The organism is Hydrogenophaga sp. (assembly GCF_050250835.1).
GTDB lineage: Bacteria > Pseudomonadota > Gammaproteobacteria > Burkholderiales > Burkholderiaceae_C > Hydrogenophaga.
Genome location: NZ_JBFWNX010000006.1, coordinates 182,567 through 206,417, shown reverse-complemented (window position 1 = coordinate 206,417; position 23,851 = coordinate 182,567). Strand labels below are relative to the sequence as shown.

The window sequence follows — 23,851 nt, the reverse complement described above, 5'->3', positions numbered from 1 at the left end:
CATGGGCAACAACAACGTTGAAGAATGGAACCGCCGCGGCGCCGGTGCGCTGCCTGGCCACCTGGGGCTGGTGGTCACGCACCTGAGCGCGGAAGAGGTGCGCGCCGAACTCGACGTGCGGCCCACCACCATGGCGCCCAACGGCTTCCTGCACGCGGGCAGCATCGTCACGCTGGCCGACACCTGCTCGGGCTACGGCTGCGTGGCCAACCTGCCGCAAGGTGCCAGCGGCTTCACCACCATCGAACTCAAGAGCAACCACCTGGGCACCGCGCTCACGGGCACCATCGAGTGCGTGGCCCGGCCCGCCCACCTGGGCCGCACCACGCAGGTGTGGGACGCGGTGGTGACGCACCGCGAAACCGGCAAGACGATTGCGCTGTTCCGCTGCACGCAGATGGTGCTGTACCCGAAGGCCGCAGGCTGAGACCTGGCGAAGTTGTCAGAAAAGGTATCGGGAGCGCCATGAGTTGAATCCAGCGCCGCAGCGACGGCGTATTCAGTGGGCAACCCAACGCCGGCTCGCCGGCACCCACTGAAAGGAAACGCCTCATGAAATCCGCTCACATCTCCCTCATCGCCCTGTCCATCGCGGCCGCCACCGCTGGCAGCGCCCTGGCCGCCGGTGGCTCCATGCCCATCGCCAACGGCGAGATCGGCTCCACGATGCAAGTCATGAAGCAGCAGATGCAGAACACCAGCATGGGAAAGAGCCGCGCCGACGTGGCGAGTGAACTGCGCAACGCCAAGGCCAATGGCACGCTGATCGACAACGGCGAGATCGGCTCCACCCTGCAAGTCAAAAAACAGCTGATGGAGAACACCGGCATGAGCAGGAGCCGTGCCGATGTGGTGGGTGAACTGCGCAATGCAGAAGCCAACGGCACGTTGATGGCCAACGGCGAACTCAGCAACCTCCAGCGCTTCAACTGACCCTGCTGCACCGCCGTGCGCCAGGTCGCGCGTCGGTGCGTTCAGGCGCCTTGCCCCAACGGCAAGGCCGAGGCCGGCAGGCCGAATACGCGGTCGAACAGCAGGTTGAACACGAAGGTGTAGATCAGGAAAAAGACGATCAGGCCCAGGTCGAGCACGAAAGCCTGCCAGAGCGAGATCTCCAGCCACCACGCGAACAGTGGCACCAGCGTGAACACCAGGCCGCCTTCAAAACCGATGGCGTGCGCGACCCGGCGGCCCAGGCTGCGCCCGCGCTTCGTCTGCCGACGCTCCCAGCGCTCGAACAGCGTGTTGAAGATCAGGTTCCAGACCACGGCAATGGCCGATGCCGCCACCGCCGCCACGCCGGCGTGGCCTACGCTCGCGCCCGCCAGCAACGCCAGTCCCACGCTGGAACAGGCAATGGCGATGAGCTCGTAGAGCGTGACGTACACGATTTTTCGTTTGATGCCTTGCATGCGGCGCAGTTTAGGACGCTCCAGCTGACGGAAGAAGTCAGATACCTTCAGAAAATCTGATATGTTGAGGTCCATGGCGTTCAACAGCGACAACGTGCGGGTGTTTCTGGCGGTGCTCGATACCGGCTCCTTCTCGGCTGCCGCACGAACGCTCGGACGGGTGCCTTCGGCGGTGAGCATGACGATCGCGCAGCTCGAAGCTGAACTGGACCTGTTGTTGTTCGACCGCCGAACGCGCGAACCCCGGCCCACCGACGTGGCCCGTGCCCTGGAACCGCAGGCGCGCCAGCTCGCCAGCCAGTTGCGCCAGCTGCAGGCCCATGCCCAGGAACTGCACCTGGGACTTGAGAAGCGACTCACGCTGGCCATTGCACCTGAGTTGCTCTCGGTGCCTTGGAGCCAACCCCTGGCGATGCTGGCCCAGGAATTCCCGTCGCTGGACGTGGAGGTGCTGTCTGCGCCGCAAGCGGCGGCGCTGCGGATGTTGCACGCGGGGGAAGCACAGCTCGCACTGGTGTTTGAGCGACCCGGCACCGATGAACGCGAGAGTTTTCAGGAACTGGGCCACGAGGTCCTGGTGGCGGTGATGTCGCCCGAGCATCCCGAGGCAAGGACGCGCCAGGACCGGCTGAGCCTGAAGGATCTGCTCGACATCCGGCAGATCGCAGTGGCCAGCCGCGATGCCCATGGCGCCGATCCACGCTTGATGGTGGCGCGCCAGATCTGGCGCACCGACAGCCACCTCGCCACCTTGAGCCTGGTGCAGGCCGGCCTGGGCTGGGCCTACCTGCCGCAGCGGCTGGTGGAGCCGCTGGTGGCTTCGGGCCAACTGGTCGAGATCCGGTTCGGCAACATGAGCAACCAGTTGCGGTTGTGGGTCGACGTGGTCTGGCAGAACGACCAGCCTCTGGGGCTGGGCGCCAAACGTTTCATCGAACTGATGCGCCAGGCGGCCTGAAGGGCGCCGGCATCAGGGTGGTCAGTAAGGTCTGCGCGAGCGGCCCAGCCAGCCAATGAGAAGACCTGCGAGCGCGCCCACGGCGGCCGCGGCCATCAACGACTTGACCGGCTCGTCGCGCACGTAGCCAACCGTCTGCTCGCCCACGCGCGAAGCCTGGTGGCGCACCGTGTCGATGCCGTTGTGCGCGGCGCGCGCGACGCGGTCTGAAAGATCACCAGCGGCATCGAGTGCCTGGCGAGTGAGGTCTTGCGAGTGAGTCTTGATCATGGTGGTCTCCTTGGCATGGGATGTGGCGAGCGGTTGACGGGTCAGCGCTTGCGCACCAGATCCGCCACCAGGGACACCAGCGCCAGAATGAGGAACACACCAAAGAGGATCTTGGCGATGCCGGCGGCGCCAGCGGCAATACCGCCAAAGCCCAGCACGGCAGCGACCAGCGCGATGATGAAGAAGACGACGGCGTAGTGCAGCATGAATGCTCTCCTGATGGATTCGCAACGACCATCATTGCGATGAGTCCACTGTAGGCATGGGCATGGTGGCTGCCTGCAAGCCAACACCGCACGGGTCTGTAGGACGGCGCCGACTGCGGCGCCCATGTCCTTACTGGATCAGGCCGTTCTTGAGCGCGTAGTAGGTCAGGTCGCTGTTGCTGGCGAGCTTGAGCTTTTCGAGCACTCGGGTGCGGTAGGTGCTCACGGTCTTCACGCTGAGGAACATGTTCTCAGCCATGTGGCCAATGGTCTCGCCCTTGGCCAGGCGCAGGAACACCTGGAGCTCGCGTTCGGAGAGCAGTTCGTGCGGTGGTCGTTCGGCCTCGCCCACGGCGCCATCGGCCAGCAACTCGGCCACCGCCGGGCTGATGTAGCGCCGCCCGCGCGCCACCGTGCGAATGGCGTTGACGATCTCTTCGGGGGCGCATTCCTTGTTCAGGTAGCCGCTGGCGCCGTGGCGCAGCAACGTGGTGGCGTACTGCGCTTCCGGGAAGCCACTGAGGATGAGCACGGCGAGATCGGGGAAACGGGCCTTGATGGCCTGCAGCGCATCCACGCCACCGTGCTCCGGCATGGAGATGTCCATCAGGAGCACATCGACCTCGCCCGCACGGGCCAGTTCCAGCGCTTCACGGCCATTGTTGGCTTCGCCGGTGACGCGCAGGTCCACATGTTCTGTGAGGAACTGGCGCAATCCCGAGCGCACGATGGCGTGGTCGTCAACGATCCCGACTCTGATCATGAAAGCCCCTGTATGCGTGGTGGAGTGGGTTGCCTGGCGGGAGCGGGCAATTTAACAGGCGCAGGCAGGGCCGCGCGTCGGACAGCTCCTACAACCCTTCGCTTCCGATCGGATACGTCCTACAGCGGTGCGGCTGGCCGCCCGACATCTCAGGCGAAGTCGCGAACCTACAGTTCATTCACGGCAACGCGATACGAACGGCGCCAGCCGGGACAGGTACTCAACCTTCCGACAACACATCCGCAACTTTTCAAGGAGATGCACATGAACTGGGATCGCATTGAAGGCAACTGGAAGCAACTCAAGGGCCGCGTGGTCGAGAAGTGGGGCAAGCTGACCGACGACGACTTCGACGTGGTCGCAGGCCGCCGCGAACAGCTCGCCGGCAAGATCCAGGAACGCTATGGCGTGGCCAAAGAGGAAGCAGAGAGCCAGGTCGCCGCCTGGGAACGCACCGTTGGCGACGACTGGTTTGACAAACCTTCCCGGAACCGCCCCACCGAGAAGATCTGAGGCCGCGCCTCTTCTTCCCTCCATTTCCCCTCGCGCCGGCACGCCCGGCCTTTGACAAGGACAAGACCATGAAAACAGCCACCCGTCACCTCACCCTGATCGCCGCCGCTGCGGCCACCATCGCCCTGGCCGCCTGCGGCCAGAACGAAGACACGACCGTGGGACAGCAGATCGACAACGGCGTGAACCAGACCCAGAGCGCCGCGACCGAGATGAAGAACGACGCGAAGGACGCGGCACAGGACATGCAGGCCGCCGGCACGCAAGCGGGCCAGGCCATCGCCGAAAGCGCCAGCGACATGGCCATCACGGCCAAGGTGAATGCTGCCCTGGCAGCCGACGATCAGCTCAGCGCGCTGAAGATAAACGTCGACACCGAAGCCGGCCGTGTGGCGCTCAAGGGCACCGCACCGGACGCCGATTCGCGCGACCGTGCCACGACACTGGCCGCCGCCGTCGATGGCGTGGTGGCCGTGGACAACCGCCTGGTCATCCAGAAGAACAGCTGATCAACCCTGGGGAGCGGTGCTGATTTGAGCCCCGCTTCCTGCCATCACAAGGAAAACACATCATGAAGATCGCACACGCACTGGTGGCTGTCGCCGCCACGTTCTCTCTCGTCCAGATCACCGGCTGCGCCGTCGCCCGCGACCAGCAGACCGTGGGTGCCTACATCGACGACGCCACCCTCACCACCCGGGTGAAGGCACGCTTCGCCGAGAACAAGACCGTGAGCGCCACGTCCATCAGCGTGGAAACGCTCAACGGCACCGTGCAGCTCTCGGGCTTCGCCAAGTCCAACGAAGAGAAAGCCATGGCCGAGACCCTGGCCAAGTCCACCTCGGGCGTGAAGTCGGTGCGCAACGACATCGTGGTGCGCTGACCACTCGCCAGGCCCGTGTCTGTAGGATGACACCTACAGACACGGCTCAGGTTCTGCACGAAGCTCGGGGCGGGGAGGTGCGGCATGTCCGCCCACCCCGCCCCGAGCCGTTTACAGTCCTGATCTTGTCCACCCTTTTTTGATTTTTGCCACCCTTGCCATGGCTTCGCTGAGAACCTTCATCGTTGAAGACAACCCGGTGATCTACGAGAACCTGGTCTCCACGCTGGAGGAGCTCACCAATGTCGAGGTGGTCGGGCGGGCGCTGGACGAGCGCAGCGCCACCCAGTGGCTCCAGGGGCAAGGGGATTCGGTGGATCTGCTGATCATCGACATCTTCCTGCTCGCAGGCTCCGGCCTGGGCGTGCTCAAGGTGGCGCAAGAGGCGGGCCTGCACGCGCGCCGCGTGGTGCTGACGAACTACGCCACGCCCGATATTCGCCGCCGTTGCGAAGTGCTCGGCGCCAATCGCGTGTTTGACAAATCCCACGAGCTCGAGGATCTGATCGACTACTGCGCCAGTGTGTCTGACGGCGCTGCCACCGCGCCTGGCGATCTGAATTAGGGCCTTCGGCAACCGGGATGCTCAAGTCTTCGATCGAACGCGTCGCGCGCACCCGATACGTCATTCCCATCGTGCTGGCGGTGGCAGTCATCACCATTGCCGTCAACGAGAGCACCTACCAGCACTCGCGCAATTCATTGGAGAGCGGGATCACCTTGACCGATGCGCGCCTGCAGGCGCTGCGCACGCTGCAAGCCCTGACCGATGCCGAGACGGCCGCACGCGCCTACCTGATCAACGGCCAGGAGGTGTACCGAACCGACTACCGGGAAGCCATCGAAGCATTGAACGTGGCGCAACAGGGTGCCTTCCAGTACATCGCCGATGCCGATCCCCGACGCACCGTGTCGGTGGGCGCGGTTCGCCAGCGAATTCAGAACCGTGTGACGGCGCTGGAGGAATGGATGACCACCACCGAGCGCGGTCAACGCACGCGTGCGCATGTCCTGGCCAGCAGCGACCGCAGTCGGCAGGCCTACGTCGAGTTGCGGCAGGAGTTTGACCACGTGCTGGATCGCGCGGCAGCGGTTCAGCAGTCGGCGCGGCTGTCACTGTTCGACGCCATGATGCTCAACCGCCTGGCGCTGCACGTTCTGGTGCTGGTGGCGGTGATGGCCCTGCTGATGTTCATGCGCCAGTTGCGCGAGATCGACGAACGCAAGGCGCGGGAAAGCCAGGTGCTGGAACTGGAGATCGCGGTGCGCACAGCCGAATTGCGCGAGCTGGCCGGCCACCTGGTCAACACGCGTGAAGACGAGCGCGGCCGCGTGGCCCGTGAGCTGCACGACGAAATGGGTGGCTTGCTCACCGCCATGAAACTGGAGATGGCGCGCCTTCGCCGCGTTCCCGACCTGCCGGCCGCGGCCCGGGAACGCATGGGCGGCATCGAGAAGCGGCTCAACGAGGGCATCGCCGTCAAGCGACGCATTGTCGAGAACCTGCGCCCATCGTCACTGGAACAGCTTGGCCTCATCGCCGCGCTGGAGGTGCTGTGCCAGGATGTTTCCAGCAGCCTGGGCATTCCTGTTCTGCCGCAGCTCGAAGCGGTGGAACTGGACCGCGATGCCGAGCTCACGGTGTACCGCGTGGTGCAGGAGTCGCTGACCAACATCAGCAAGTACGCGCATGCGCGCCATGCCTGGGTGTCGCTCAAGCGCCAGGAAGGTCAGGCGCGCCTGCTCGTGCGTGACGATGGCCAGGGCTTCGATCTGGCCCAGGTGCCCACCGGCCACCATGGATTGCTCGGCATGCGCGTGCGGGTGGAATCGCACGCCGGCAAACTCACCATCACCAGCGCACCGGGACAGGGCACCCGCGTGGCCATGGAACTCCCTCTGGCGGCGTCGCCCACCCCTCCAGCGCAGGAGCCGCAGGACCCCATCGCTCAGACGGGTGCCTCTCCCACCGCCTGACCAGCACCTGAGCGGCGCCGCGCTGCGGCCTCGCTCAGACCGTAGGCTGGCAGCGCGAACACCAGGGGAAGCAGGTAATACGCGGCGCGATAGACCAGCACCACGGCCAACACCTCGGCCACCGGCCAACGTGCCCCGCCCAACGACGCGGCGAACACCGCTTCAAGCACCCCCAGGCCAGCCGGCACGTGCGTCACCACGCCGGCCACCGCCGCCAGCAGCAAGGCGCCGAGCACGGCAGGGTAGTCGATGCGCCCGCCAAACAGGCTCCAGACGATGGCGCCGATCAGCAACCAGCTCGCGCCCCCCATGGCCGCTTGCAACAGCGCCAGTCGGCCATCGGGCAGCGGCAGCGCGTGTCCCCGCACACTGAGCTCGCGACGGCGGGAGAAGAAACAGAGCGCCACGTAGGCTGCAGCCACCAGCAGCATGGCCATGCCCACGCCGCGCCACCACAGAGGGCTCGACACCCACGCCTCAGGCAGGCGCGGCGGCGCCCACCACCAGACGGCACCCGCGACCCAGAGGTAACCCAGCCAGTTGGTCACCATGCTGTAGGCGATGATCTTGCCCACGGTGGGCGCCGACAGGCCCCAGCGGGTATACAGGCGCAGCCGCAGCGCGAGGCCGCCCACCAGCGACCCGAAATTCAAGTTGAAGGCATAGCTGATGGCCGCCGTGCCCAGGCTTCGACCCACCGACACCGGGGCCCTCGTCAAACGCCGGCCAACGAGGTCGAAACTGCCGTACAGCGCATAGCTGAGCGCGGCCAACCCCACCGCCAGCGCCAGTTGTGTGGCTGGGATCGCCAGCACCGCCGTCCAGACCTCGGTCCATTCCACGGTGCGGGCCTGGCGTGCCACCAGCGTGAGCACGAGCGCAGCGAGCGCCCAGGGAAATACCTTGCGCGTCCAGCTCCAGAGCCTGAGCAGGGGCGCGTTCACGGGAGCACCTTCGCCTTTCGGGCTGCGTTGCGAGCTTGCCTGGGAGTTGCGCTCATGCCTGCTCCTGGTCCCTCAGGGGCACCACGCGGGGAGGTGGGGCGGTGAGGCGCTGCATCCAGACTGGAAGGCGGCGCAGGGCATGGAACACCACCAAGCTGCGCACACCGATCCAGGCTGAGCGCAGCTTGCCGGGCACGGGCCGTTCCACACGCTGGCAGTGCGCCGCCATCAATTGCTCCAGGCGTTCGCGCAGGTGGCGTGCAAAGGCCTCGTCGCGCACCACGACGTTGGCCTCCAGGTTCAGGCTGAGGCTCGTCGGGTCGAGGTTGCTCGATCCCACGGTGGCCCAGTGATCGTCCACCACCGCAACCTTGGCGTGCAGCGGTCGCTCGGTGTAACGGTGAACGCGCACGCCGGCCCGGATCAGATGGCGGTAGAGCAGTTCGGTGGCGCGCATCACCCACACCATGTCCGGTTGGCCTTGCATGACCAGATCGACCTGGACGCCGCGCCGTGCTGCGCGCCGCAGATCCCGCAACAGGCGGTAGCCCGGAAAGAAGTAGGCGTTGGCAATGAGGATGTGCTTGCGCGCGCTGCGGATGGCCACTCGGTAATGGCGTTCGATATCGGTGCGGTGCAGGTGGTTGTCGCGCGTGACAAAGGCGGCGACCGCACCTTCTTCGATGTCGCGGTGCTCGCCGACGCGCTGGCGCATCGCCCGCCAGCGCTGCAGCCAGGCATGGCGCGTCGGCTGCGGCGCCTCCACGTTGGCGCGACAGAAGGCCTGGATCTGGCCCACAAGCGGCCCCTCGACCTCCACCGCGTAGTCCTGCTTGGCCTGCGGACCATGTTCGGCGAGGTGGTCGATGGAGTAATTGATGCCACCCACAAACGCGCGCTGTCCATCCACCACCACCAGCTTGTGGTGCATGCGGCGCAGCAGGTTCACGCGGGCGCCGAACAGGCGGCGCACCGGCTCGAAGGCGCGCAGGCGCACGCCCGCGTCCAGCAGCGGCTGGGTGAACGAGGGCGGAAGATCTGGCGAGCCCCAGCCGTCTATCAACACATGCACGACGGCGCCATGGTTCGCGGCGCTCAGGAGCGCCTGCTGCAGTTCACGTCCCACTTTGTCGTCGAACAGGATGAAGGTTTCCAGCAGCACTTCTTGCTTCGCCTGCGAGATGGCCTCGAACACACGCGGGTAATAGCCTTCGCCGTTCTCGAGCAGGGTGATGCGGTTGCCCGGAAGCCAGTGTGAGTTCATGGGGTCTCCGGCAAGTCGATCTCGGCGGCCAGCGGGGCGTGGTCGGAAAGGTGCGCCCAGGGGGTGTGCGGCAATGGCAGTGGGCGCGCGGCGGCCACGCCGCGTGTGTAGATGCGATCGAGCCGAAGCCAGGGCCAGCGGGCAGGGAAGGTGCGGGCGTGGTGTCCGAAAGCGCCGCGAAACACCTCTTTCAGGCCGGCGGGTGCCAGCGCGGCGTCGGCGCGAGATCGCCAGTCGTTGAAATCGCCCGCCACCACCAGCGGCGAGTCGGCGGGCACTTCGCGTTTCACCGTCTCGCACAGGCTGGCCATCTGGCGGGCCCGGTGGGCTTCGCTGAGCCCCAGGTGAACGCACATCACATGCAGCTCGGGCTCGTCTGCGTCCAGCGTGAGAGCGCAATGCAGCATGCCGCGCGGCTCCGAGCCCTGGATGGACATGTCGTGGTTGTGGCTGTGCCGCACGGGGAAACGAGAGAGCACGGCGTTGCCGTGGTCCTGGCCCTGAGCGACGGCGTTGCGGCCATAGGCGTGATCCGACCAGATCTGGTCGGCCAGGAACTCGTATTGAGCGCCCACCGATGCGGCGTGGGCCGGACCCGATTCACCACTGACCTCCTGCAGGAACACAAGGTCGCTCTGTTCGGCCCGCACCGCTTCGCGCAACTCGTGCAGCACAAAACGGTTGTTGAATGCGTTGTAGCCCTTGTGGATGTTCACGGTGAGTACGCGAAGGGTTCGCGAGATGGGTATTTCGCGCATGCGGACGAGCATGACATGGGGGGGTGCCACTCACAAGGCTCGAGGCGCAGGATAAGCTCATGTCCTACAAGCCGCTTCCGCCATTCCGACATGAACCCGCCACCATGAGCCGCATCGCCGTCATCGACTTCGAAACCACCGGCATCTCGCCTTCGGCGGGGGACCGCGCCACCGAGGTCGCGGTGGTGATCCTGGAACAGGGGCGCGTGGTCGATCGCTACCAGAGCCTGATGAACGCCGGGGTGCGCATCCCGTCTTTCATCACGCAGCTCACCGGCATCACCAACGCCATGGTGGCGAGTGCCCCAGCGGCCGATCGCGTGATGCGCGAGGCGGCGCGCTTCGTGGGCGAGCTGCCCATGGTGGCGCACAACGCTTCGTTCGATCGCCGCTTCTGGAGTGCGGAACTGGCGCTGGCTGGCGAAGCCGCTCCCCACGCGTTCGCCTGCACGGTGCTGCTGTCGCGGCGCCTCTACCCCGAAGCGCCGAGCCACCGGCTGGGCGCCCTGGTGGACCATTTCCAGTTGCCACGCACGGGCCAGGCGCACCGGGCGCTGGCCGATGCCGAAATGGCGGCAGAGTTGCTGGGGCGCATTCAATTCGACCTTCGCACGCACCATGGCGTGCGCGAGCCCGATCACGCGTTCCTGATGGCCCTTCAGCGCTGCGCGCGCGCTGCCCTGCCGAAATTCATGCAGGCCCGAGCGCAGTGCGCGCTCAGTTCAGTCGAAGTTTGAACTGCACGATCACGGCGCCATCGACTTTGCCGATCGAGGGGATCAAGCCGAAGTTGATGCCGAAGTGGCGGCCTTCGATCGTCGCCAGGGGCAACGCGGCAAAGAAGCTGCCGCCATTGGCCAGCGAGGGGTAGCCATTCATCACACCCAGCGCGGCGCCCAGTCTGACCGGACCCAATTGCCAGGGCTGCCAGTTCACGGCGGCGTACGACGTGGTCTTGCGCACACTGTTGTAGTAGGCGCCCGCCATGTAGGCGATCTCGGGGCTGGTGCGGTATTCAAGCCCGAGGCCGAGGTTGTTCTCGTTGTAACCCTTGTTGCTGTCAAAGTGGCGCGAGAAGCCCCCCAGGTTCACCCAGATCTGTGGTTTGTGGGCGCCGCCGGATTCCGCGACCGGGGGCGTCTCGGACGTTGCCGCGACCGCACCACCTGGCGAAAGGCCCATCAGACAGGCGGTGGCCAGAGAGCAGATGCAGTACAAAGTCTTCATGGATCTTCCGAATCGGGCGGAACCGCCGCCCGTGTGTGTCACATTCAGTTTCGGTCGGACCTCGCCCCAACTTGAATCCGTAACAGCCCGGAGATGGCATCGGCGTGACATTTCGGCGAATTCCCGGCGCAAAGCCCAGGCCAGTGACCAAAAAAACACATCAGCAACCATGAAAACCCACACACCCCACACCCCGCAATCCACCCACGACACCACCCGCATCGACGACCTGCGCATTGGCGCCGTTCGCCCGCTGATCACGCCCGCCCTTCTGCAGGAATGGCAACCTGCGTCGGACACAGCGCAGGCGCTGGTGGAGCGCAGCCGGGCCAACATTTCGCGAGTGCTTCACGGGCTGGACGACCGGCTGGTGGTCGTGGTCGGTCCTTGCTCCATCCACGACCACGCGCAGGCCATGGACTACGCACGCCTGCTCAAGTCCACCGCCGAGGCGCTGAAAGACGATCTGCTGGTGGTGATGCGCGTGTACTTCGAGAAACCGCGCACCACGGTGGGATGGAAGGGCTACATCAACGACCCCCACCTGGACGGCAGCTTCGCGATCAACGAAGGCCTGGAGCTGGCGCGCGCGCTGTTGCTGGACGTGCTGGCGCTGGGCCTGCCGGTGGGCACGGAGTTTCTGGATTTGCTCAGCCCCCAGTTCATCAGCGATCTCGTGAGCTGGGGTGCGATTGGTGCGCGCACCACCGAGAGCCAGAGCCACCGCCAGCTCGCCAGTGGCCTGAGTTGCCCGGTAGGCTTCAAGAACGGCACCGACGGCGGTGTGAAGGTCGCCTCCGATGCGATCCAGGCCGCGCGTGCCGAGCACGCGTTCATGGGCATGACCAAGATGGGGCAGGCGGCCATTTTTGAAACGCGCGGCAACGACGATTGCCACGTGATCCTGCGCGGTGGCGCGCAGCCCAACTACAGCGCGGCCAACGTCGATGCGGCCTGCGCGTTGCTGAAAAAGGCCGGCCTGCGCGAGCAGGTCATGGTCGACGTCTCGCATGCCAACAGCAGCAAGCAGCACCAGCGCCAGATCGAGGTGGCGGCCGATGTGGCGGCACAGGTGGCGGCGGGCGACGGGCGCATCATGGGCGTGATGATCGAAAGCCACCTGCATGAAGGACGCCAGGACATCGTGCCGGGCCAGCCGCTGCGGCATGGCGTGAGCGTCACCGACGCCTGCATCTCCTTCGAGCAGACCGTACCCGTGCTCGAAGGTCTGGCCGCTGCCGTTCGCGCGCGGCGAAAATAGAAATTTGCACGAAGCGAACGGCGAAACTTTTCGATGGAAGCCCCGGGGGCATGAACGCATGACAAAACTGAGCGATGCCATTGAGCGCGGGGATGTGGACGCCGCTGTCAGCGAAATCGTGGCGCTGGGCAGAGGCCATGCAGATCTCGAGTGGACCGGCCCGTCCAGGCCCAGACCGGCTCAACTGGCTGCCATTCTTGGTCAGGCCACCGTCATCAACGCGCTGCGTGAAGCAGGCGCAGATCTGAGTACGCCGGGCCGGTCCCGGGAAACACTGGCCCACCTGGCGGCCCTGCAAGGCCACGCCGCCGTCATCACCGAACTGGGCAGGGCCGGTGCCAGTTTGAACGCGGGAGACATGGATTTGATGGCACCGGCCCACTGGGCGGCGCAACTCGGCCATGCCACGGTCATCGCAGCCCTGGGCGAGGCGGGTGCCGATTTGAATGCGGGGGACAGGGACTTGATGACACCGGCCCACTGGGCAGCGCAGCACGGCCACGCCGCCGTCATCGCCGCACTGGGCGAGGCGGGAGCCAGTTTGAACGTGGGAGACAGGGATTTGATGGCACCGGCCCACTGGGCAGCGCAGCACGGCCACGCCGCCGTCATCACCGCATTGGGCAGGGCCGGCGCAGATCTGAACGCCACCGACGCGGCGGGAAGGACACCGGCCCACTGGGCGGCGCACAATGGCCACGCCGCCGTCATCACCGCCCTGGGCGAGGCCGGCGCAGACCTGAGCGCAACAGACCTCTCCGGTTGGACGCCCAGCCTTCTGGCTACCGAGAGGAACCACCCCACCGTGAGCACGGCCCTGCTCGAGGTGGAGAAAAAGGCGGGTTCTGAAGCGGCGATTCACTACACGGCGTTTCTTGACCGCCGTTCACGCCAACCCGCCGATGGGGGCGAACCCAGGCCAACACGATCCCCCCAGCACTGAGCGCCCAGCAGCAAAACAACTGGGGTGCATTGACCTCCCTCTGCCGCGCGGGGATTCCAAGCATTTCTGTCATTTCGTGCATCGAAACCGGTCCCTGGGATTGGTTTTGCCACCCCTTTGCGGGTTGCGCTAGATTGTCGCGGGCTCACTTGGACCACCGCACGACCTGGAAGGAACGAACGCATGCAAGACATCACAGGGCCACTCTTTCGCCGGGACACTGCGGGGGCCATCGCAGCCATCGAGGCCCGGAGGGCCGGCGGTGCGGACCTGAACTTGCTGGCCGATGGCCGCGGCAGAACCGCACTTCACTGGGCGGCCGTTGCGGGAAATTCCGACGTCTGCACGGCACTGATTCGCATGGGTGCTTTCACGAGGGTCTATGACAAAGAAGCAAGAACACCGCTGCACCTGGCAGCCGAAAATGGTCATGGCGACGCGTGCCGCAACCTGATACGGCTGGGCGCCGAAACAGAAGCGCCCGGCGCTTTTGGCTCGACTCCGCTCCATTTGGCAGCCACGCATGGTCATACCGAGGCGGTCCGTGCGTTGATCAATCAGGGCGCGACTGTCGATGCGCGCACCGGACCAGGGCCTACCCCTCTCGGGCTTGCGGCGAGGCATGGCCAACTCCGGACGGCACGCGCCCTGATCGAGCTCGGGGCGGATCCGGGCCTGGTTGTTGTGCCAGATCCGGAGGGAGAGGTGTTTCTCGATCCGGAATTGACACCGGCACCGTTCAGCCGCGAAATGATCGAGCTGCTGCGCCCTGTGCCGCCGGTTGACGCGGCGCCCCCTGCCGCCGAGAGCGCGGAACTGGTGAGGGAAAGCCAACTTGTGGAACAGGCAGCGCGTGTCCTCAAGGCGGGGGAAGGGCTGAGCGATGGCGCGACCCGTCAGGAGGCCGAAAACATGGCCGCCGCGCTGGCTTGTCCCGTGTCGTTCGATAGTTTCAGCACATCCGGAGAACGCCGCCCAGTCTTGCTGCCCGGTCCGGACGACGCGCGAAAGAGCGTGATCTCCGCTGCGACGGCACTTCGAGTTCTGAGGCCAGACCGCAATGGCGACTTGGGGCGCCCTGCGCCGATGGACCCACTCACTGGTCGGCGGTACGACGTGCCCACCGTCGACGCGTACCTGAACTCTCCAGAGTACCGTGACGGCGACCCGCAGAGGCTGGCGATGGTGAGAGCTGCGGCGGCAGCCGCCGAGAGAGGTGAAACCGCGGCGACCATTCTGTCCGATATGGGCACCGCTGCTGGTGCTGGTGCTGGTGCTGGTGCTGGTGCTGGCGCAGCTGCTGGTGCGGCTGCTGGCGCTGGTGCGGCTGCTGGCGCGCCTCACTACTCGGAGCTCCTCGCCCGCCGCCCCTCGTCAGGAGGCAGTGCCCAAGAGCCGAAATCCCCACGACAGCCCCAACCCGGGCCCTGATCTTTTCTGCTGGCGTGCCGCTGGCTCACTCAGCAGGAGAGAAACGCATGGAAGAACTGCGCGATGCAATCAGCGACGGAGAGGTGGCGCGTGCGCTCCAAATCATCAGGGATCCGGGTCGCACCCCCGGTGAACTGGATGGGCAAGACCTCGAAGGGTATGCACCCGCCCACCTGGCTGCCATGGGAGGCCATGCCGACTTGATTGCAGCCCTGCATGCTGCAGGCGCGAATCTGAACTTGCCACTGCCGAACGGCGGAACACCAGCCCACCTGGCAGCCCGAGACGGCCATGCGGCCGTGATCGTCGCTTTACATGCGGCGGGCGCCGACCTGAACACACCCGTTCCGGATGAAAACTGGACCCTGGCTCACCTGGCCGCCATGAATGGCTACGCCGACGTGATCACCACCCTGGCTGGGTTGCCCGGGCACGACGCCGCGCTGAACACGCCAGACGGTAAGGGGTGGACACCAGCCCACCTGGCAGCCCGAGACGGCCATGCGACCGTGATCGTCGCTTTGCATGCGGCGGGCGTCAACCTGGATGCTCCCTTTGGCAGAACGAGAAGTACGCCAGCCCATCTGGCAGCCATGCGGGGCCATCCCGCCGTGATCACCGCCCTGAAAGTAGCAGGCGCCAACCTGGATACCCAGCTTGAGGGAGGAGCCACACCCGCGTTCGTGGCAGCCGCACACAACCAAGTCGCTGTGCTGAACGCCCTGTGGGACGCCGGCGCCGACCTGGACCTACCGCTGGCGAATGGGCAAACCCCATTTGCGAAGGCAACCGGCCAGGGCTATACGGAGGCGGCAGAGATCTTTGAAGCGGCAAGGGATGGCCGCGCCATGGAGCGGGTGCTCAGTGAGCTGGAGCGTTCGACGGACGTTGATGATCGAAATCGGGCCACTGAACTGCGTTGCCTGGTTTCGTATCGGCCATTCACGCCTGGGGGCCCCAGCAGACCCGTGAGAATGCCGCCGACAACTACAGACCCCGCTGGCCTTGTGCTTTCTGCCCACGCTGCGCGGGGAATCATGCACACCACGCGCCGGCATCCCTTTAGATCGAGGGAGGCATGGCCTCTGGAGGTGGCGCAAGCCTTCCTGGCATCACCGGCATTTGAAATGGGCGATGCGCCTACGCTGGCGCTGGTCCGCCATGAATTGGCGCACGCAGCAGCCATACCCGCTGCGGCTGCCGCTGCTGCGGGGCACTACTCTGCGTTCCTGGGTACGCCCAAACCATCTGGTGGCAGCGCCAAGGAGCCAAGAAATCCCCAGCCTTGAGCGATACGGTTTCGCCGAAAGCGTGCTCAGCGCGGCTTGCGCGGCACCATGGGGCCGCGGCCTTCGATGTGGCGGAAGTTGATACGGCCTTTGGTCAGGTCGTAAGGCGAGAGTTCGAGAGAGACCCGGTCACCCGCCAGGATGCGGATGTGGTTCTTCTTCATCTTGCCCGCGGAATAGGCGATCAGCTGGTGACCGTTGTCCAGCGTGACGCGAAAACGGGTGTCGGGCAGCACCTCGTTGACGATGCCCATCATGTCGATCAGTTCTTCCTTGGCCATGGTGTGTTCCTTTGCGTGAAGTGTATCGGTCAGTTCGGGCGCGCGGTGTGGCGGGTGGTGTCGTGCACCCAGTCGATGCCCTGCGCGATGGCGTAGTCGGTGGCCGCCTCGTGCGTGGAAAAAGCGCTGTCGTAGCGGATAACGCGTGCGGTGCAGGCGCTGCCCTGGCCGCTGGCGATTGAAACCTGGGCCGCGAACAGGCCGTCCGGCAACAGATGTGGGGAGGCCGCAATGCGGTACTTGCCCAGGGTGAGAAGAGACGGTCTCGCTGTCGTTGAAATAAGTGTCGTGTGATTCATCAAAAGCATCAGGGGGCCAGGGCCGGGGCGTTTCGCCGCAGCAGGGACAAGGCCCGAAAACCAAAAAAAGATACCGGTGGCAGCCCCTGGCGCCCCACTGATTTTTCCAGACACGGGCTGGTGCACAGAAGCGCATCAGTCCCACATCGGCGCACGAGCCACGGCAGAGGCATCGGCAACAGCAGGGAGGAAAGGGCCACGGTGCTGTGAGAAAGCGGTGTGGCGCGGCGCCCAGAAGGGGCTGGACCAGCGGCCCCTCTGCCGGGGGCGGTTGCGTCCTGGGCGGATGGCCTGGATGCTGCTGGTCGCTTTGGGCGACCCAGGATGATACCACGGCGAGCCAGGTCGCGCTCGATCAGCCCGTGCCAGGGCCGACAGGCTACTTGCGGTCCGGCAACTCGATCTTCACTTCCAGCACGTCCAGGTTGTCCTGGCGATCGAGCTGGACCTTGATGTCGTCCGGGTTGATCTTGATGTATTTGCCGATGACGGCCACGAGTTCCCGTTGCAGCGCGGGCAGGTAGTCGGGTTCGGAAGCGCTGCGCCCGCTGCGCTCGTGCGCCAGGATGATCTGCAGCCGTTCTTTGGCGACGCTGGCGGTCTTTTTCTTTTCGCCAAGCAGGAAGGAGAGCAATGACATGCTTTACTTTCCTCCGAACAGGCGTTTGAAGAAGCCGGTTTTCTCAGCCTCTATGAAACGCAGCGGTTTGTCGGCACCCAGGAAGCGGTCGATCACGTCGCTGTAGGCCTCTGCCACATCGGTGCCCTTAAGGTGGATGGCGGGCGTGCCCTGGTTGGATGCAGTGAGCACGTTCTCGCTTTCCGGGATCACGCCGATCAGCTTGATGCGCAGAATGTCCTGGATGTCCTGCAGCGAGAGCATCTGGCCATCGGCCACGCGCGAAGGGTTGTAGCGGGTGATGAGCAAGTGTTCCCTGATCGGGTCCTTGCCTTCGATGGCGCGTTGCGTCTTGCTCCCGAGCATGCCCAGGATGCGGTCCGAATCGCGCACGCTGGAGACTTCCGGGTTGGTCACGATGAGCGCTTCGTCGGCGTAGTGCATGGCCATGAGGGCGCCGGTCTCGATGCCGGCGGGCGAATCGCAGACGATGTACTCGAAGCCCATGCCAGCCAGGTCGGTCAGCACCTTGTGCACTCCTTCCTGACTCAGGGCATCCTTGTCGCGCGTCTGGCTGGCGGCCAGCACGAACAGGTTGTCGCACTGCTTGTCCTTGATGAGCGCCTGGTTCAGATTGGCTTCGCCCTGGATCACGTTGATCAGGTCGTACACCACCCGGCGCTCGCAGCCCATGATGAGGTCGAGGTTGCGCAAACCGACATCAAAGTCGATGACAGCGGTCTTGTGGCCGCGCAATGCGAGGCCCGTGGCAAAGCTGGCACTGGTGGTGGTCTTGCCCACGCCGCCTTTGCCCGAAGTGACGACAACGATCTTGGTCATGGTGAAAATTCTTTCTGATTCGAGATAAAGGTTCAGGCGCCCAGGGCGTCGACCACCAGCCGGTCGCCCTCGGAGCTGGGTACCAGGCGCACCTGCGCTGGCTTGCCCAGCAACGTGCTGGGCCAGGGGACTTCGCTGGTGCGGTAGATACCGGCAATGGACACCAGCTCGGGCGCCATGCCCAGGGTGAAGATGCGCGCTTCGTTGTTGCCCCTTGCGCCGGCAATGGCCTTGCCGCGCAGGGGCGCATACACATGGATGTGCCCATCGGCAATGACTTCGGCCCCCGGATTGACCATGGCCATGACCACCAGGTCTCGACCCCGCGCATACACCTGCTGGCCCGAACGCAGGGGCTTGTCAATCACGAGAGCACCGGGTGTGGGCGGGGTGGGTGGAAGTGGTTCGGGTGGTGTTGCTATTTCGGCAGGTGTGGCTGGCGGCAACGAGCGCTGTACCGAAGCATCGGGCGTGGGCGTGAGTCCGGCAGCCAGGGCCAGTGCGGTCTGTTCGATGGTGCCGCCGCGCACGGCAAGGGGCACCAGGCGGTACTGCCGCAGCAGGGTCTGCAAGGCACCGAAATCCGGCAGGGCATTGGCTTCAGCCACGTTCAGCGGGTGCAGGTCGATGACCAGTGGATCGTGGTCGAAAAAGTCTGGCATGTCGCCAAACCGCTGGGCAAGTTCTTCGCCCAGGCGTTGCAGATCGGAGGACTTGAGCATGAGCGCCACGAGGGGCAACTGAGCGCTCTTGATTTCAAAGGTGGCGGGTGTGTTTCCTGCGAGGGCAACAGACATGGGCAAAGTTGGGTCCAGAGACTGGCCCGCCGCAGGAACGCCTTGAAAGGGCATGACCGGCCATGAAGCGGCGCATCTTAGCAGCCGCTCCGTGGGATCTTGGCAAGCGACTGTGCGCAGGTGTCAGCGCATGTTTCCGCGGCGTTCTGATAAGGCTGTGTGTAACTTTTGAACAAGCACCCGGTTGTCCACAACCCCTGGCCATCCAGCCAGGTTGTTCCTGTTGACGGCGCTCACCAACAGGCCACTTCACACAGGGTTGCCAGCGTCACAAGTGGTTGTCGGAAAAAGAAAAAGGGCGCTTGTCCACAACGGACAGCGCCCTCTACTACTACTGCTATCTTGTATTAAGTATCTTTATAAGAAAAGACAGACAACCCGAAAACCGGTTCAGCTGTGCATGCCACCCATGGGATGGTGACCACCATGATGGCCTTTGTGGTGCAGGCCAGTGCGTTGCATGCCCATGCCGTACTTTTCGTCAAAGACCTTTTTCTGATCGGCGTTCAGTGCGGCGTAGAAGCTCTTGATGGCCTCGGTGCGCTGTGCCATGCGTGCGTCCCGTTCCGTCTTGATGGCCTGCATCTTGTCCAGGCGTTCGGGCGTGGTCAGCTTGGACCAGTCTTCGCGCGGTCCCCGGGGTGCCGGGTGGGCGAGCGGCTGGGTGCGTGCCACAAAGGCGTTCCAGGCGGGCTCCTGTTCGGCGGTGAGCTTGAGTTCGGACTTGAGCTGCGCCTGCCGGGCGGCCATCTTTTTCTGCATGCGTTCCATGCGTTCGGCATGGCGTTGGCTGCGCTTTTGCATGTGGGCCTGGGAGGGGGCCTCCGGGGTGGCGGCCTGTGCGGTGGGTGGGCTGGCGGGTGCCTGGGCCGTGCCTTGTGCAATGGCGGCCGCTGAGATGCCGACGAAGGCAGCGGCCAGCGTGGCGGCGATCAGGGTGCGTTTCGGAAGCAGTTTCATGAAGGTCTCCTTGAGACGTTGAGGAAGCAACACCACATGGCCGAGGGTCGGTGTGTGGAATGACGTCAGTGTCTGGTTCGCGTGTTTCCACGCCGTGCGGTCGATGTGGCAGCTTTGTAAAGTTTTGTGCCGCTTTTTTTCGTGTCTTCGAGTTCAGCGGCGGAATGGCTCAGGTCGTCCAGGATGGGACAGTCGGGTCGGCCATCGCCAGGGCACAGCTCCAGCAGGTGGCTCAGTGTGCGTTGCATGGCCTGCAAGGCTTCAATGCGCTGGTTGAGTTCGTCCACGTGCTTCTGGGCCACGCGCTTGACGCTTTCGTTGCTGCGCCTGCGGTTGTGCCACAGGCTCACGAGTTCGGTGATCGCGTCCAGGCCGAAGCCCATGTCGCGCGAACGCCGGATGAAGCGCAGGGTGTGGACATCGGCCTGGCTGTACTGGCGGTAGTTGTTGTCGGTCCGGGGAACCGCAGTCAGCAGGCCGAGACTTTCATAGTGGCGCAGCATCTTGGGTGAGATGCCGCTGAGTTGCGCTGCCTTGCCGATGTTGACCGGCCAGTCGTTGCCGCTCTCTGGTCGGGTGGTGCGGGCAGGCATGGTGCTCAAGCCTCGACCTGGTAGCCCTCGTCCCGGATCGCTGCCGCCAGCGCCTCTCTCGGTTGAGTGGTGTCGACCTGCACCTGGTTGTTTGCCCGGTCGATCTGCACAAGTGCCTGGGGGTCGATCTGGCGAATGGCGCTGGTCACCGCCTTCTCGCAGTGGCCACAGGTCATGCCCGTGACGTGAAATGTCTGGTTCATGGTGACTCCTGGTGTGTGTGATGGTGGAACATGCCTCCATTCTCATCCTTGACATGGTGTCAAGGTCAAGACATTTCCAGTGTCTGTCCCGTTCACAGTTGGCAACAAGGTGCTGCTTGACCTTGCCATGGTGGTAAAGCTTATGCTGCCTCCATGAACACGATCACAGCTTCCACCCGGCCGGGTGACCTTCTCTCTCAGGCCCCGTTGATCCAGATCGACCTGGGCATTGGCGGGATGACCTGCGCTTCCTGTGTGACACGCGTGGAAAAGGCCCTGAAAAAACAGCCCGGTGTGAGCGACGCATCGGTGAACCTGGCCACCGAATCGGCGCGTGTGGTGCTTTCCGCAGGTGACGAGGCAGAAGCCCTGGCACGCGTCAAGCGTGCGGTGCGCGATGCTGGCTATGAGCCCAGCTCGCGTGAAGCGCTGGACGATGTCCGGGAACAGCACTGGTTGGGCGTGCCTCTGAGTTTTCTTCCGGTGTTGATCGGTGTCTTGCTCTCGGCGCCGCTTGCGGTGCCCATGTTGGGTGATCTTTTGGACCGACACTGGATGTTGCCGGCATGGGCACAGTTCCTGTTGGCCACGCCGGTGCAGTTCGTATTGGGCGCTCGTTTCTACCGAGCGGGCTGGCATGCGCTCAAGGCTTTTACCGGCAACATGGAGTTGCTGGTTTCCATTGGCACCACGGCGGGCTGGGCGCTGTCCACCTGGCTGTGGTGGCGCGCAGAGCCTGGCGAGATGGTGCACCTCTATTACGAGGCTTCTGCGGTGGTGATCACGCTGGTGTTGCTGGGCAAGTGGCTGGAAATGCGCGCCAAGCGCCAGACCACCGTGGCCATCAGAGCGCTGCATGCCCTGCGTCCCGAGCGAGCCCATCTTTTGCCCGATGGTGTGCGTCGCACCGAGCTGACCGATGTGGCGGTGGACGAGTTGTTGCCCGGTGATCTGGTGCGTGTATTGCCTGGCGAAAGATTCGCTGCCGATGGCGAAGTGGTGCAGGGTCGCACACAGGCCGACGAATCCATGCTGACCGGTGAAGCGATGCCGGTGCCCAAGGACGTGGGTGACATGGTGACGGGTGGTTCGCTCAATGGAGAAGGTGCCGTTGACGTGAGGGTGCGCGCCATCGGCGCCCAGAGCGTGCTCTCGCGCATCATTGGTCTGGTCCAGGACGCGCAGGCGACCAAGGCGCCAGTGCAACGCATGGTGGATCAGGTGGCTGCTGTGTTCGTACCGGTGGTGCTGGTGATCGCACTCCTCACACTGGTGGCCTGGTTGTGGACCGGCGTGCCGATGGAGGAAGCTTTGCTGCACGCGGTGGCGGTGCTGGTGATTGCCTGTCCGTGTGCGCTGGGCCTCGCCACGCCCACGGCGATCATGGCCGGCACTGGCGTTGCAGCGCAGCACGGCATCCTGATCAAGGACGCTCAGGCGCTGGAAATCGCACACCAGGTGGATACCGTGGCGTTTGACAAGACAGGCACGCTGACCGAGGGCCATCCCCGTCTGCTTGTGATCGAAGCGGTGCCTGGCGTGGACGAGGTCGCCGTGCTGCACACGGCAGCGGCTTTGCAGGCGCAGAGCGCCCACCCGCTGGCCCGCGCCGTGGTCCAGGCCGCAGATGCGCGAGCGATCGCGATCCGGGCCGATGCGGCCAGCGAGGTCCAGGCCGTGTCCGGTCGGGGCAGTGAAGGCCGCGTGAATGGCGCCTGGCTGGCCTTGGGAAGCTTGAAGTGGATGGAGGAACTGGGCGCTGCGCTTGGCCCACTCGAAGAACGGGTCCGGTCCTGGCAATCGCAGGGCGCCACGGTGTCGGTGCTGGCCAGTCAGACACCAGGTGACGCAGCAGCGGCGGCCAGCTGGACGCCTCTGGCGATGCTGGCTTTCGGCGACGAACCCAAGGCGGGTGCGGCACAGGCCATCGCCGATCTGCGCGCCAGGGGCATGCGCCTTTACATGGTCTCGGGCGACAACCGTGGCGCGGCCTTCGCGATGGCTGCGCGCCTGGGTCTGCGGGCGAGTGAAGGCGAGGTGATCGCTGAGGTGTTGCCGGGCGACAAGGCGGCGGTGATTCGCAAGCTGAAGTCGTCGGGGGCGGGTGGACCTCTGCATACCGTGGCCATGGTGGGCGACGGCGTGAACGACGCGCCCGCGCTGGCGGCGGCGGACGTGGGCATGGCGATGAGCCACACGCAAGGAGGCGGCTCCGACGTGGCGATGCACGCGGCGGGCATCACACTCATGCGCGGCGACCCCCTTCTGGTGGCCTCGGCGCTGGACATTTCGCGCCGCACCGTGAGCAAGATCCGGCAGAACCTGTTCTGGGCTTTCGCTTACAACGTGGCCGGCATTCCACTGGCGGCGCTTGGCTTCCTGAGTCCGGTGGTGGCCGGTGCGGCCATGGCGCTGAGCTCGGTCAGCGTGGTGAGCAACGCGCTGCTGCTCAAGCGCTGGAAGCCGCGGGTGCGCTGAACGGGCCTTGTTTGACCCAGGTCAATGCGGTCGTTGCGGCCTCGCGGGATGCTTCAGGTTCCGAGGAGACCATCCATGAACCGAGAAGCCTTGCGCGTCATTCGTGACGAACATGCCAGTCTGGCCGCCATGCTGCAATCGCTCTTGCAGATGATCCAGCGCGGACCCGAGCCCGAGGGAAAAGACCAGCACGAGCTGTTTTTCGACGTGCTGCGTGCCATGCTGTTCTACATCGACGAATTCCCGGAGAAACTGCACCACCCGAAGGAATCCGATTTGCTGTTCCCGCGCGTGGCCCGGGCGGCGCCACAGGTGATGGGCGCGATCGAGCAGCTCGAGCGCGACCACATGGCCGGTGAATCGCAGGTGAGGGAGCTCATGCACATGCTGATGGCCTGGGAGTACCTGGGTGAGACGCGGCGCCCGGCCTTCGAAGCCGAAGCGAGGCGCTATGTGAGCTTTTACCTGGAGCACATGCGGCTGGAGGAGAGTGTCGTGCTGCCCGAGGCCGAGCGCTCGCTGGATGAAAGCGACTGGCACGCGCTGAACGCCGCGTTCGCGACCAACCAGGACCCGCTGAACAGCCGCGTTCCGCGCGACCCGCAGTTCGACCGCCTCTTCACGCGCATCGTGATGCAGGCGCCGGCGCCGGTGGGCCTCGGGGAAGGCTGACCCCGGGCGG

General features: G+C 65.0%; 31 protein-coding genes. 15 read left to right on the top strand and 16 right to left on the bottom strand.

The genetic code is table 11. The annotated features are described in order from the left end of the window. Position 1: 1 nt before the first annotated feature. Positions 2-427, top strand: a complete 426-nt coding sequence (locus tag AB7F11_RS10505) for a PaaI family thioesterase (RefSeq protein ID WP_428288738.1) — start codon at positions 2-4, stop codon at positions 425-427. 125 nt (positions 428-552) lie between these two features. Then, positions 553-933 carry a DUF4148 domain-containing protein gene (locus tag AB7F11_RS10500; RefSeq protein ID WP_428288739.1) on the top strand — a complete coding sequence of 127 codons (381 nt, stop codon included), beginning with the start codon at positions 553-555 and terminating at the stop codon, positions 931-933. A gap of 41 nt (positions 934-974) precedes the next feature. On the opposite strand, the gene AB7F11_RS10495 is transcribed toward AB7F11_RS10500, so the two are convergent. Continuing rightward, complete coding sequence (locus tag AB7F11_RS10495) at positions 975-1,412, bottom strand: PACE efflux transporter (RefSeq protein ID WP_428288740.1); 438 nt, start codon at positions 1,410-1,412, stop codon at positions 975-977. 73 nt (positions 1,413-1,485) lie between these two features. On the opposite strand from AB7F11_RS10495, the gene AB7F11_RS10490 reads away from it, so the two are divergent. Further along, positions 1,486-2,370: a LysR family transcriptional regulator gene (locus AB7F11_RS10490; RefSeq protein WP_428288745.1), complete on the top strand. Its 885-nt coding sequence runs from the start codon at positions 1,486-1,488 to the stop codon at positions 2,368-2,370. A gap of 21 nt (positions 2,371-2,391) precedes the next feature. On the opposite strand, the gene AB7F11_RS10485 is transcribed toward AB7F11_RS10490, so the two are convergent. The 3 genes from AB7F11_RS10485 to AB7F11_RS10475 form a co-directional block, all read right to left on the bottom strand. Continuing rightward, positions 2,392-2,640, bottom strand: a complete 249-nt coding sequence (locus AB7F11_RS10485; protein WP_428288741.1) for a hypothetical protein — start codon at positions 2,638-2,640, stop codon at positions 2,392-2,394. 41 nt (positions 2,641-2,681) lie between these two features. Continuing rightward, the gene (locus AB7F11_RS10480; protein WP_086126286.1) at positions 2,682-2,846 is read right to left on the bottom strand and encodes a DUF1328 domain-containing protein; all 165 of its coding nucleotides are present in this window, start codon (positions 2,844-2,846) and stop codon (positions 2,682-2,684) included. 130 nt (positions 2,847-2,976) lie between these two features. Next, positions 2,977-3,609, bottom strand: coding sequence for a response regulator (locus AB7F11_RS10475; RefSeq protein WP_428288742.1), 633 nt, complete (start codon positions 3,607-3,609; stop codon positions 2,977-2,979). Between the two features lie 264 nt (positions 3,610-3,873). On the opposite strand from AB7F11_RS10475, the gene AB7F11_RS10470 reads away from it, so the two are divergent. From AB7F11_RS10470 to AB7F11_RS10450, 5 genes are all read left to right on the top strand, one after another. Next, entirely contained in the window at positions 3,874-4,122 is a 249-nt protein-coding gene (locus AB7F11_RS10470; RefSeq protein WP_428290485.1) for a CsbD family protein, read from the top strand. 68 nt (positions 4,123-4,190) lie between these two features. Next, complete coding sequence (locus AB7F11_RS10465; protein WP_428290484.1) at positions 4,191-4,631, top strand: BON domain-containing protein; 441 nt, start codon at positions 4,191-4,193, stop codon at positions 4,629-4,631. Positions 4,632-4,693: 62 nt separating this feature from the next. After that, positions 4,694-5,005 (top strand): BON domain-containing protein, encoded by a 312-nt coding sequence (locus tag AB7F11_RS10460; RefSeq protein WP_428290483.1) that lies wholly within the window; start codon positions 4,694-4,696, stop codon positions 5,003-5,005. 160 nt (positions 5,006-5,165) lie between these two features. Then, positions 5,166-5,570 carry a response regulator gene (locus AB7F11_RS10455; RefSeq protein ID WP_428290482.1) on the top strand — a complete coding sequence of 135 codons (405 nt, stop codon included), beginning with the start codon at positions 5,166-5,168 and terminating at the stop codon, positions 5,568-5,570. Positions 5,571-5,587: 17 nt separating this feature from the next. After that, the gene (locus tag AB7F11_RS10450) at positions 5,588-6,982 is read left to right on the top strand and encodes an ATP-binding protein (RefSeq protein WP_428290481.1); all 1,395 of its coding nucleotides are present in this window, start codon (positions 5,588-5,590) and stop codon (positions 6,980-6,982) included. Here AB7F11_RS10450 and AB7F11_RS10445 read toward each other — a convergent pair. The 3 genes from AB7F11_RS10445 to AB7F11_RS10435 are packed head-to-tail and all read right to left on the bottom strand — an operon-like array spanning position 6,955 to position 9,906. Then, complete coding sequence (locus AB7F11_RS10445) at positions 6,955-7,926, bottom strand: lysylphosphatidylglycerol synthase domain-containing protein (RefSeq protein WP_428290480.1); 972 nt, start codon at positions 7,924-7,926, stop codon at positions 6,955-6,957. The genes AB7F11_RS10450 and AB7F11_RS10445 overlap by 28 nt on opposite strands. A 52-nt stretch (positions 7,927-7,978) precedes the next feature. Further along, positions 7,979-9,190 (bottom strand): cardiolipin synthase ClsB, encoded by a 1,212-nt coding sequence (gene clsB, locus AB7F11_RS10440; RefSeq protein WP_428290479.1) that lies wholly within the window; start codon positions 9,188-9,190, stop codon positions 7,979-7,981. Then, positions 9,187-9,906: an endonuclease/exonuclease/phosphatase family protein gene (locus tag AB7F11_RS10435; protein ID WP_428290478.1), complete on the bottom strand. Its 720-nt coding sequence runs from the start codon at positions 9,904-9,906 to the stop codon at positions 9,187-9,189. The genes clsB and AB7F11_RS10435 overlap by 4 nt, the downstream gene beginning before the upstream one ends. Positions 9,907-10,052: 146 nt before the next feature. Between AB7F11_RS10435 and AB7F11_RS10430 the strand changes: the two genes are divergently transcribed. Next, a complete protein-coding gene (locus AB7F11_RS10430) occupies positions 10,053-10,685 on the top strand; it encodes a 3'-5' exonuclease (protein WP_428290477.1) in 633 nt (210 codons plus the stop codon). On the opposite strand, the gene AB7F11_RS10425 is transcribed toward AB7F11_RS10430, so the two are convergent. Then, entirely contained in the window at positions 10,666-11,175 is a 510-nt protein-coding gene (locus AB7F11_RS10425; protein WP_428290476.1) for a hypothetical protein, read from the bottom strand. The two genes, AB7F11_RS10430 and AB7F11_RS10425, sit on opposite strands and share 20 nt — an antisense overlap. A gap of 169 nt (positions 11,176-11,344) precedes the next feature. Here AB7F11_RS10425 and AB7F11_RS10420 point away from each other — a divergent pair, with 169 nt between their 5' ends. From AB7F11_RS10420 to AB7F11_RS10405, 4 genes are all read left to right on the top strand, one after another. Further along, on the top strand, positions 11,345-12,436 hold the full coding sequence (locus AB7F11_RS10420; protein ID WP_428290475.1) for a 3-deoxy-7-phosphoheptulonate synthase: 1,092 nt from the start codon (positions 11,345-11,347) through the stop codon (positions 12,434-12,436). A 58-nt stretch (positions 12,437-12,494) separates the two neighbouring features. Then, positions 12,495-13,379 carry an ankyrin repeat domain-containing protein gene (locus AB7F11_RS10415; RefSeq protein WP_428290474.1) on the top strand — a complete coding sequence of 295 codons (885 nt, stop codon included), beginning with the start codon at positions 12,495-12,497 and terminating at the stop codon, positions 13,377-13,379. Between the two features lie 183 nt (positions 13,380-13,562). Next, positions 13,563-14,810 (top strand): ankyrin repeat domain-containing protein, encoded by a 1,248-nt coding sequence (locus AB7F11_RS10410; RefSeq protein WP_428290473.1) that lies wholly within the window; start codon positions 13,563-13,565, stop codon positions 14,808-14,810. A 47-nt stretch (positions 14,811-14,857) separates the two neighbouring features. After that, a complete protein-coding gene (locus tag AB7F11_RS10405) occupies positions 14,858-16,099 on the top strand; it encodes an ankyrin repeat domain-containing protein (protein ID WP_428290472.1) in 1,242 nt (413 codons plus the stop codon). Positions 16,100-16,125: 26 nt separating this feature from the next. Here AB7F11_RS10405 and infA read toward each other — a convergent pair whose 3' ends face one another. The 8 genes from infA to AB7F11_RS10365 form a co-directional block, all read right to left on the bottom strand. Next, the gene (infA, locus tag AB7F11_RS10400; protein WP_056265133.1) at positions 16,126-16,380 is read right to left on the bottom strand and encodes a translation initiation factor IF-1; all 255 of its coding nucleotides are present in this window, start codon (positions 16,378-16,380) and stop codon (positions 16,126-16,128) included. Positions 16,381-16,409: 29 nt separating this feature from the next. Continuing rightward, positions 16,410-16,679: a hypothetical protein gene (locus AB7F11_RS10395; protein WP_428290471.1), complete on the bottom strand. Its 270-nt coding sequence runs from the start codon at positions 16,677-16,679 to the stop codon at positions 16,410-16,412. A gap of 379 nt (positions 16,680-17,058) precedes the next feature. After that, positions 17,059-17,319: a cell division topological specificity factor MinE gene (gene minE / locus AB7F11_RS10390; protein ID WP_297648695.1), complete on the bottom strand. Its 261-nt coding sequence runs from the start codon at positions 17,317-17,319 to the stop codon at positions 17,059-17,061. A gap of 3 nt (positions 17,320-17,322) precedes the next feature. Continuing rightward, entirely contained in the window at positions 17,323-18,138 is an 816-nt protein-coding gene (gene minD / locus AB7F11_RS10385) for a septum site-determining protein MinD (RefSeq protein ID WP_428290470.1), read from the bottom strand. 32 nt (positions 18,139-18,170) lie between these two features. Next, positions 18,171-18,935, bottom strand: a complete 765-nt coding sequence (gene minC / locus AB7F11_RS10380; RefSeq protein ID WP_428290469.1) for a septum site-determining protein MinC — start codon at positions 18,933-18,935, stop codon at positions 18,171-18,173. Positions 18,936-19,325: 390 nt separating this feature from the next. After that, entirely contained in the window at positions 19,326-19,895 is a 570-nt protein-coding gene (locus AB7F11_RS10375) for a Spy/CpxP family protein refolding chaperone (RefSeq protein WP_428299969.1), read from the bottom strand. Positions 19,896-19,960: 65 nt separating this feature from the next. After that, complete coding sequence (gene cueR, locus AB7F11_RS10370) at positions 19,961-20,488, bottom strand: Cu(I)-responsive transcriptional regulator (RefSeq protein WP_428290467.1); 528 nt, start codon at positions 20,486-20,488, stop codon at positions 19,961-19,963. Positions 20,489-20,493: 5 nt separating this feature from the next. After that, the gene (locus AB7F11_RS10365; protein ID WP_428290466.1) at positions 20,494-20,691 is read right to left on the bottom strand and encodes a heavy-metal-associated domain-containing protein; all 198 of its coding nucleotides are present in this window, start codon (positions 20,689-20,691) and stop codon (positions 20,494-20,496) included. A gap of 153 nt (positions 20,692-20,844) precedes the next feature. Here AB7F11_RS10365 and AB7F11_RS10360 point away from each other — a divergent pair, with 153 nt between their 5' ends. Together AB7F11_RS10360 and AB7F11_RS10355 are read left to right on the top strand one after the other, a co-directional pair. Further along, on the top strand, positions 20,845-23,169 hold the full coding sequence (locus AB7F11_RS10360; RefSeq protein ID WP_428299970.1) for a heavy metal translocating P-type ATPase: 2,325 nt from the start codon (positions 20,845-20,847) through the stop codon (positions 23,167-23,169). Positions 23,170-23,244: 75 nt separating this feature from the next. Beyond that, positions 23,245-23,841 (top strand): hemerythrin domain-containing protein, encoded by a 597-nt coding sequence (locus AB7F11_RS10355; protein ID WP_428290464.1) that lies wholly within the window; start codon positions 23,245-23,247, stop codon positions 23,839-23,841. The last annotated feature ends 10 nt before the right edge of the window (positions 23,842-23,851 follow it).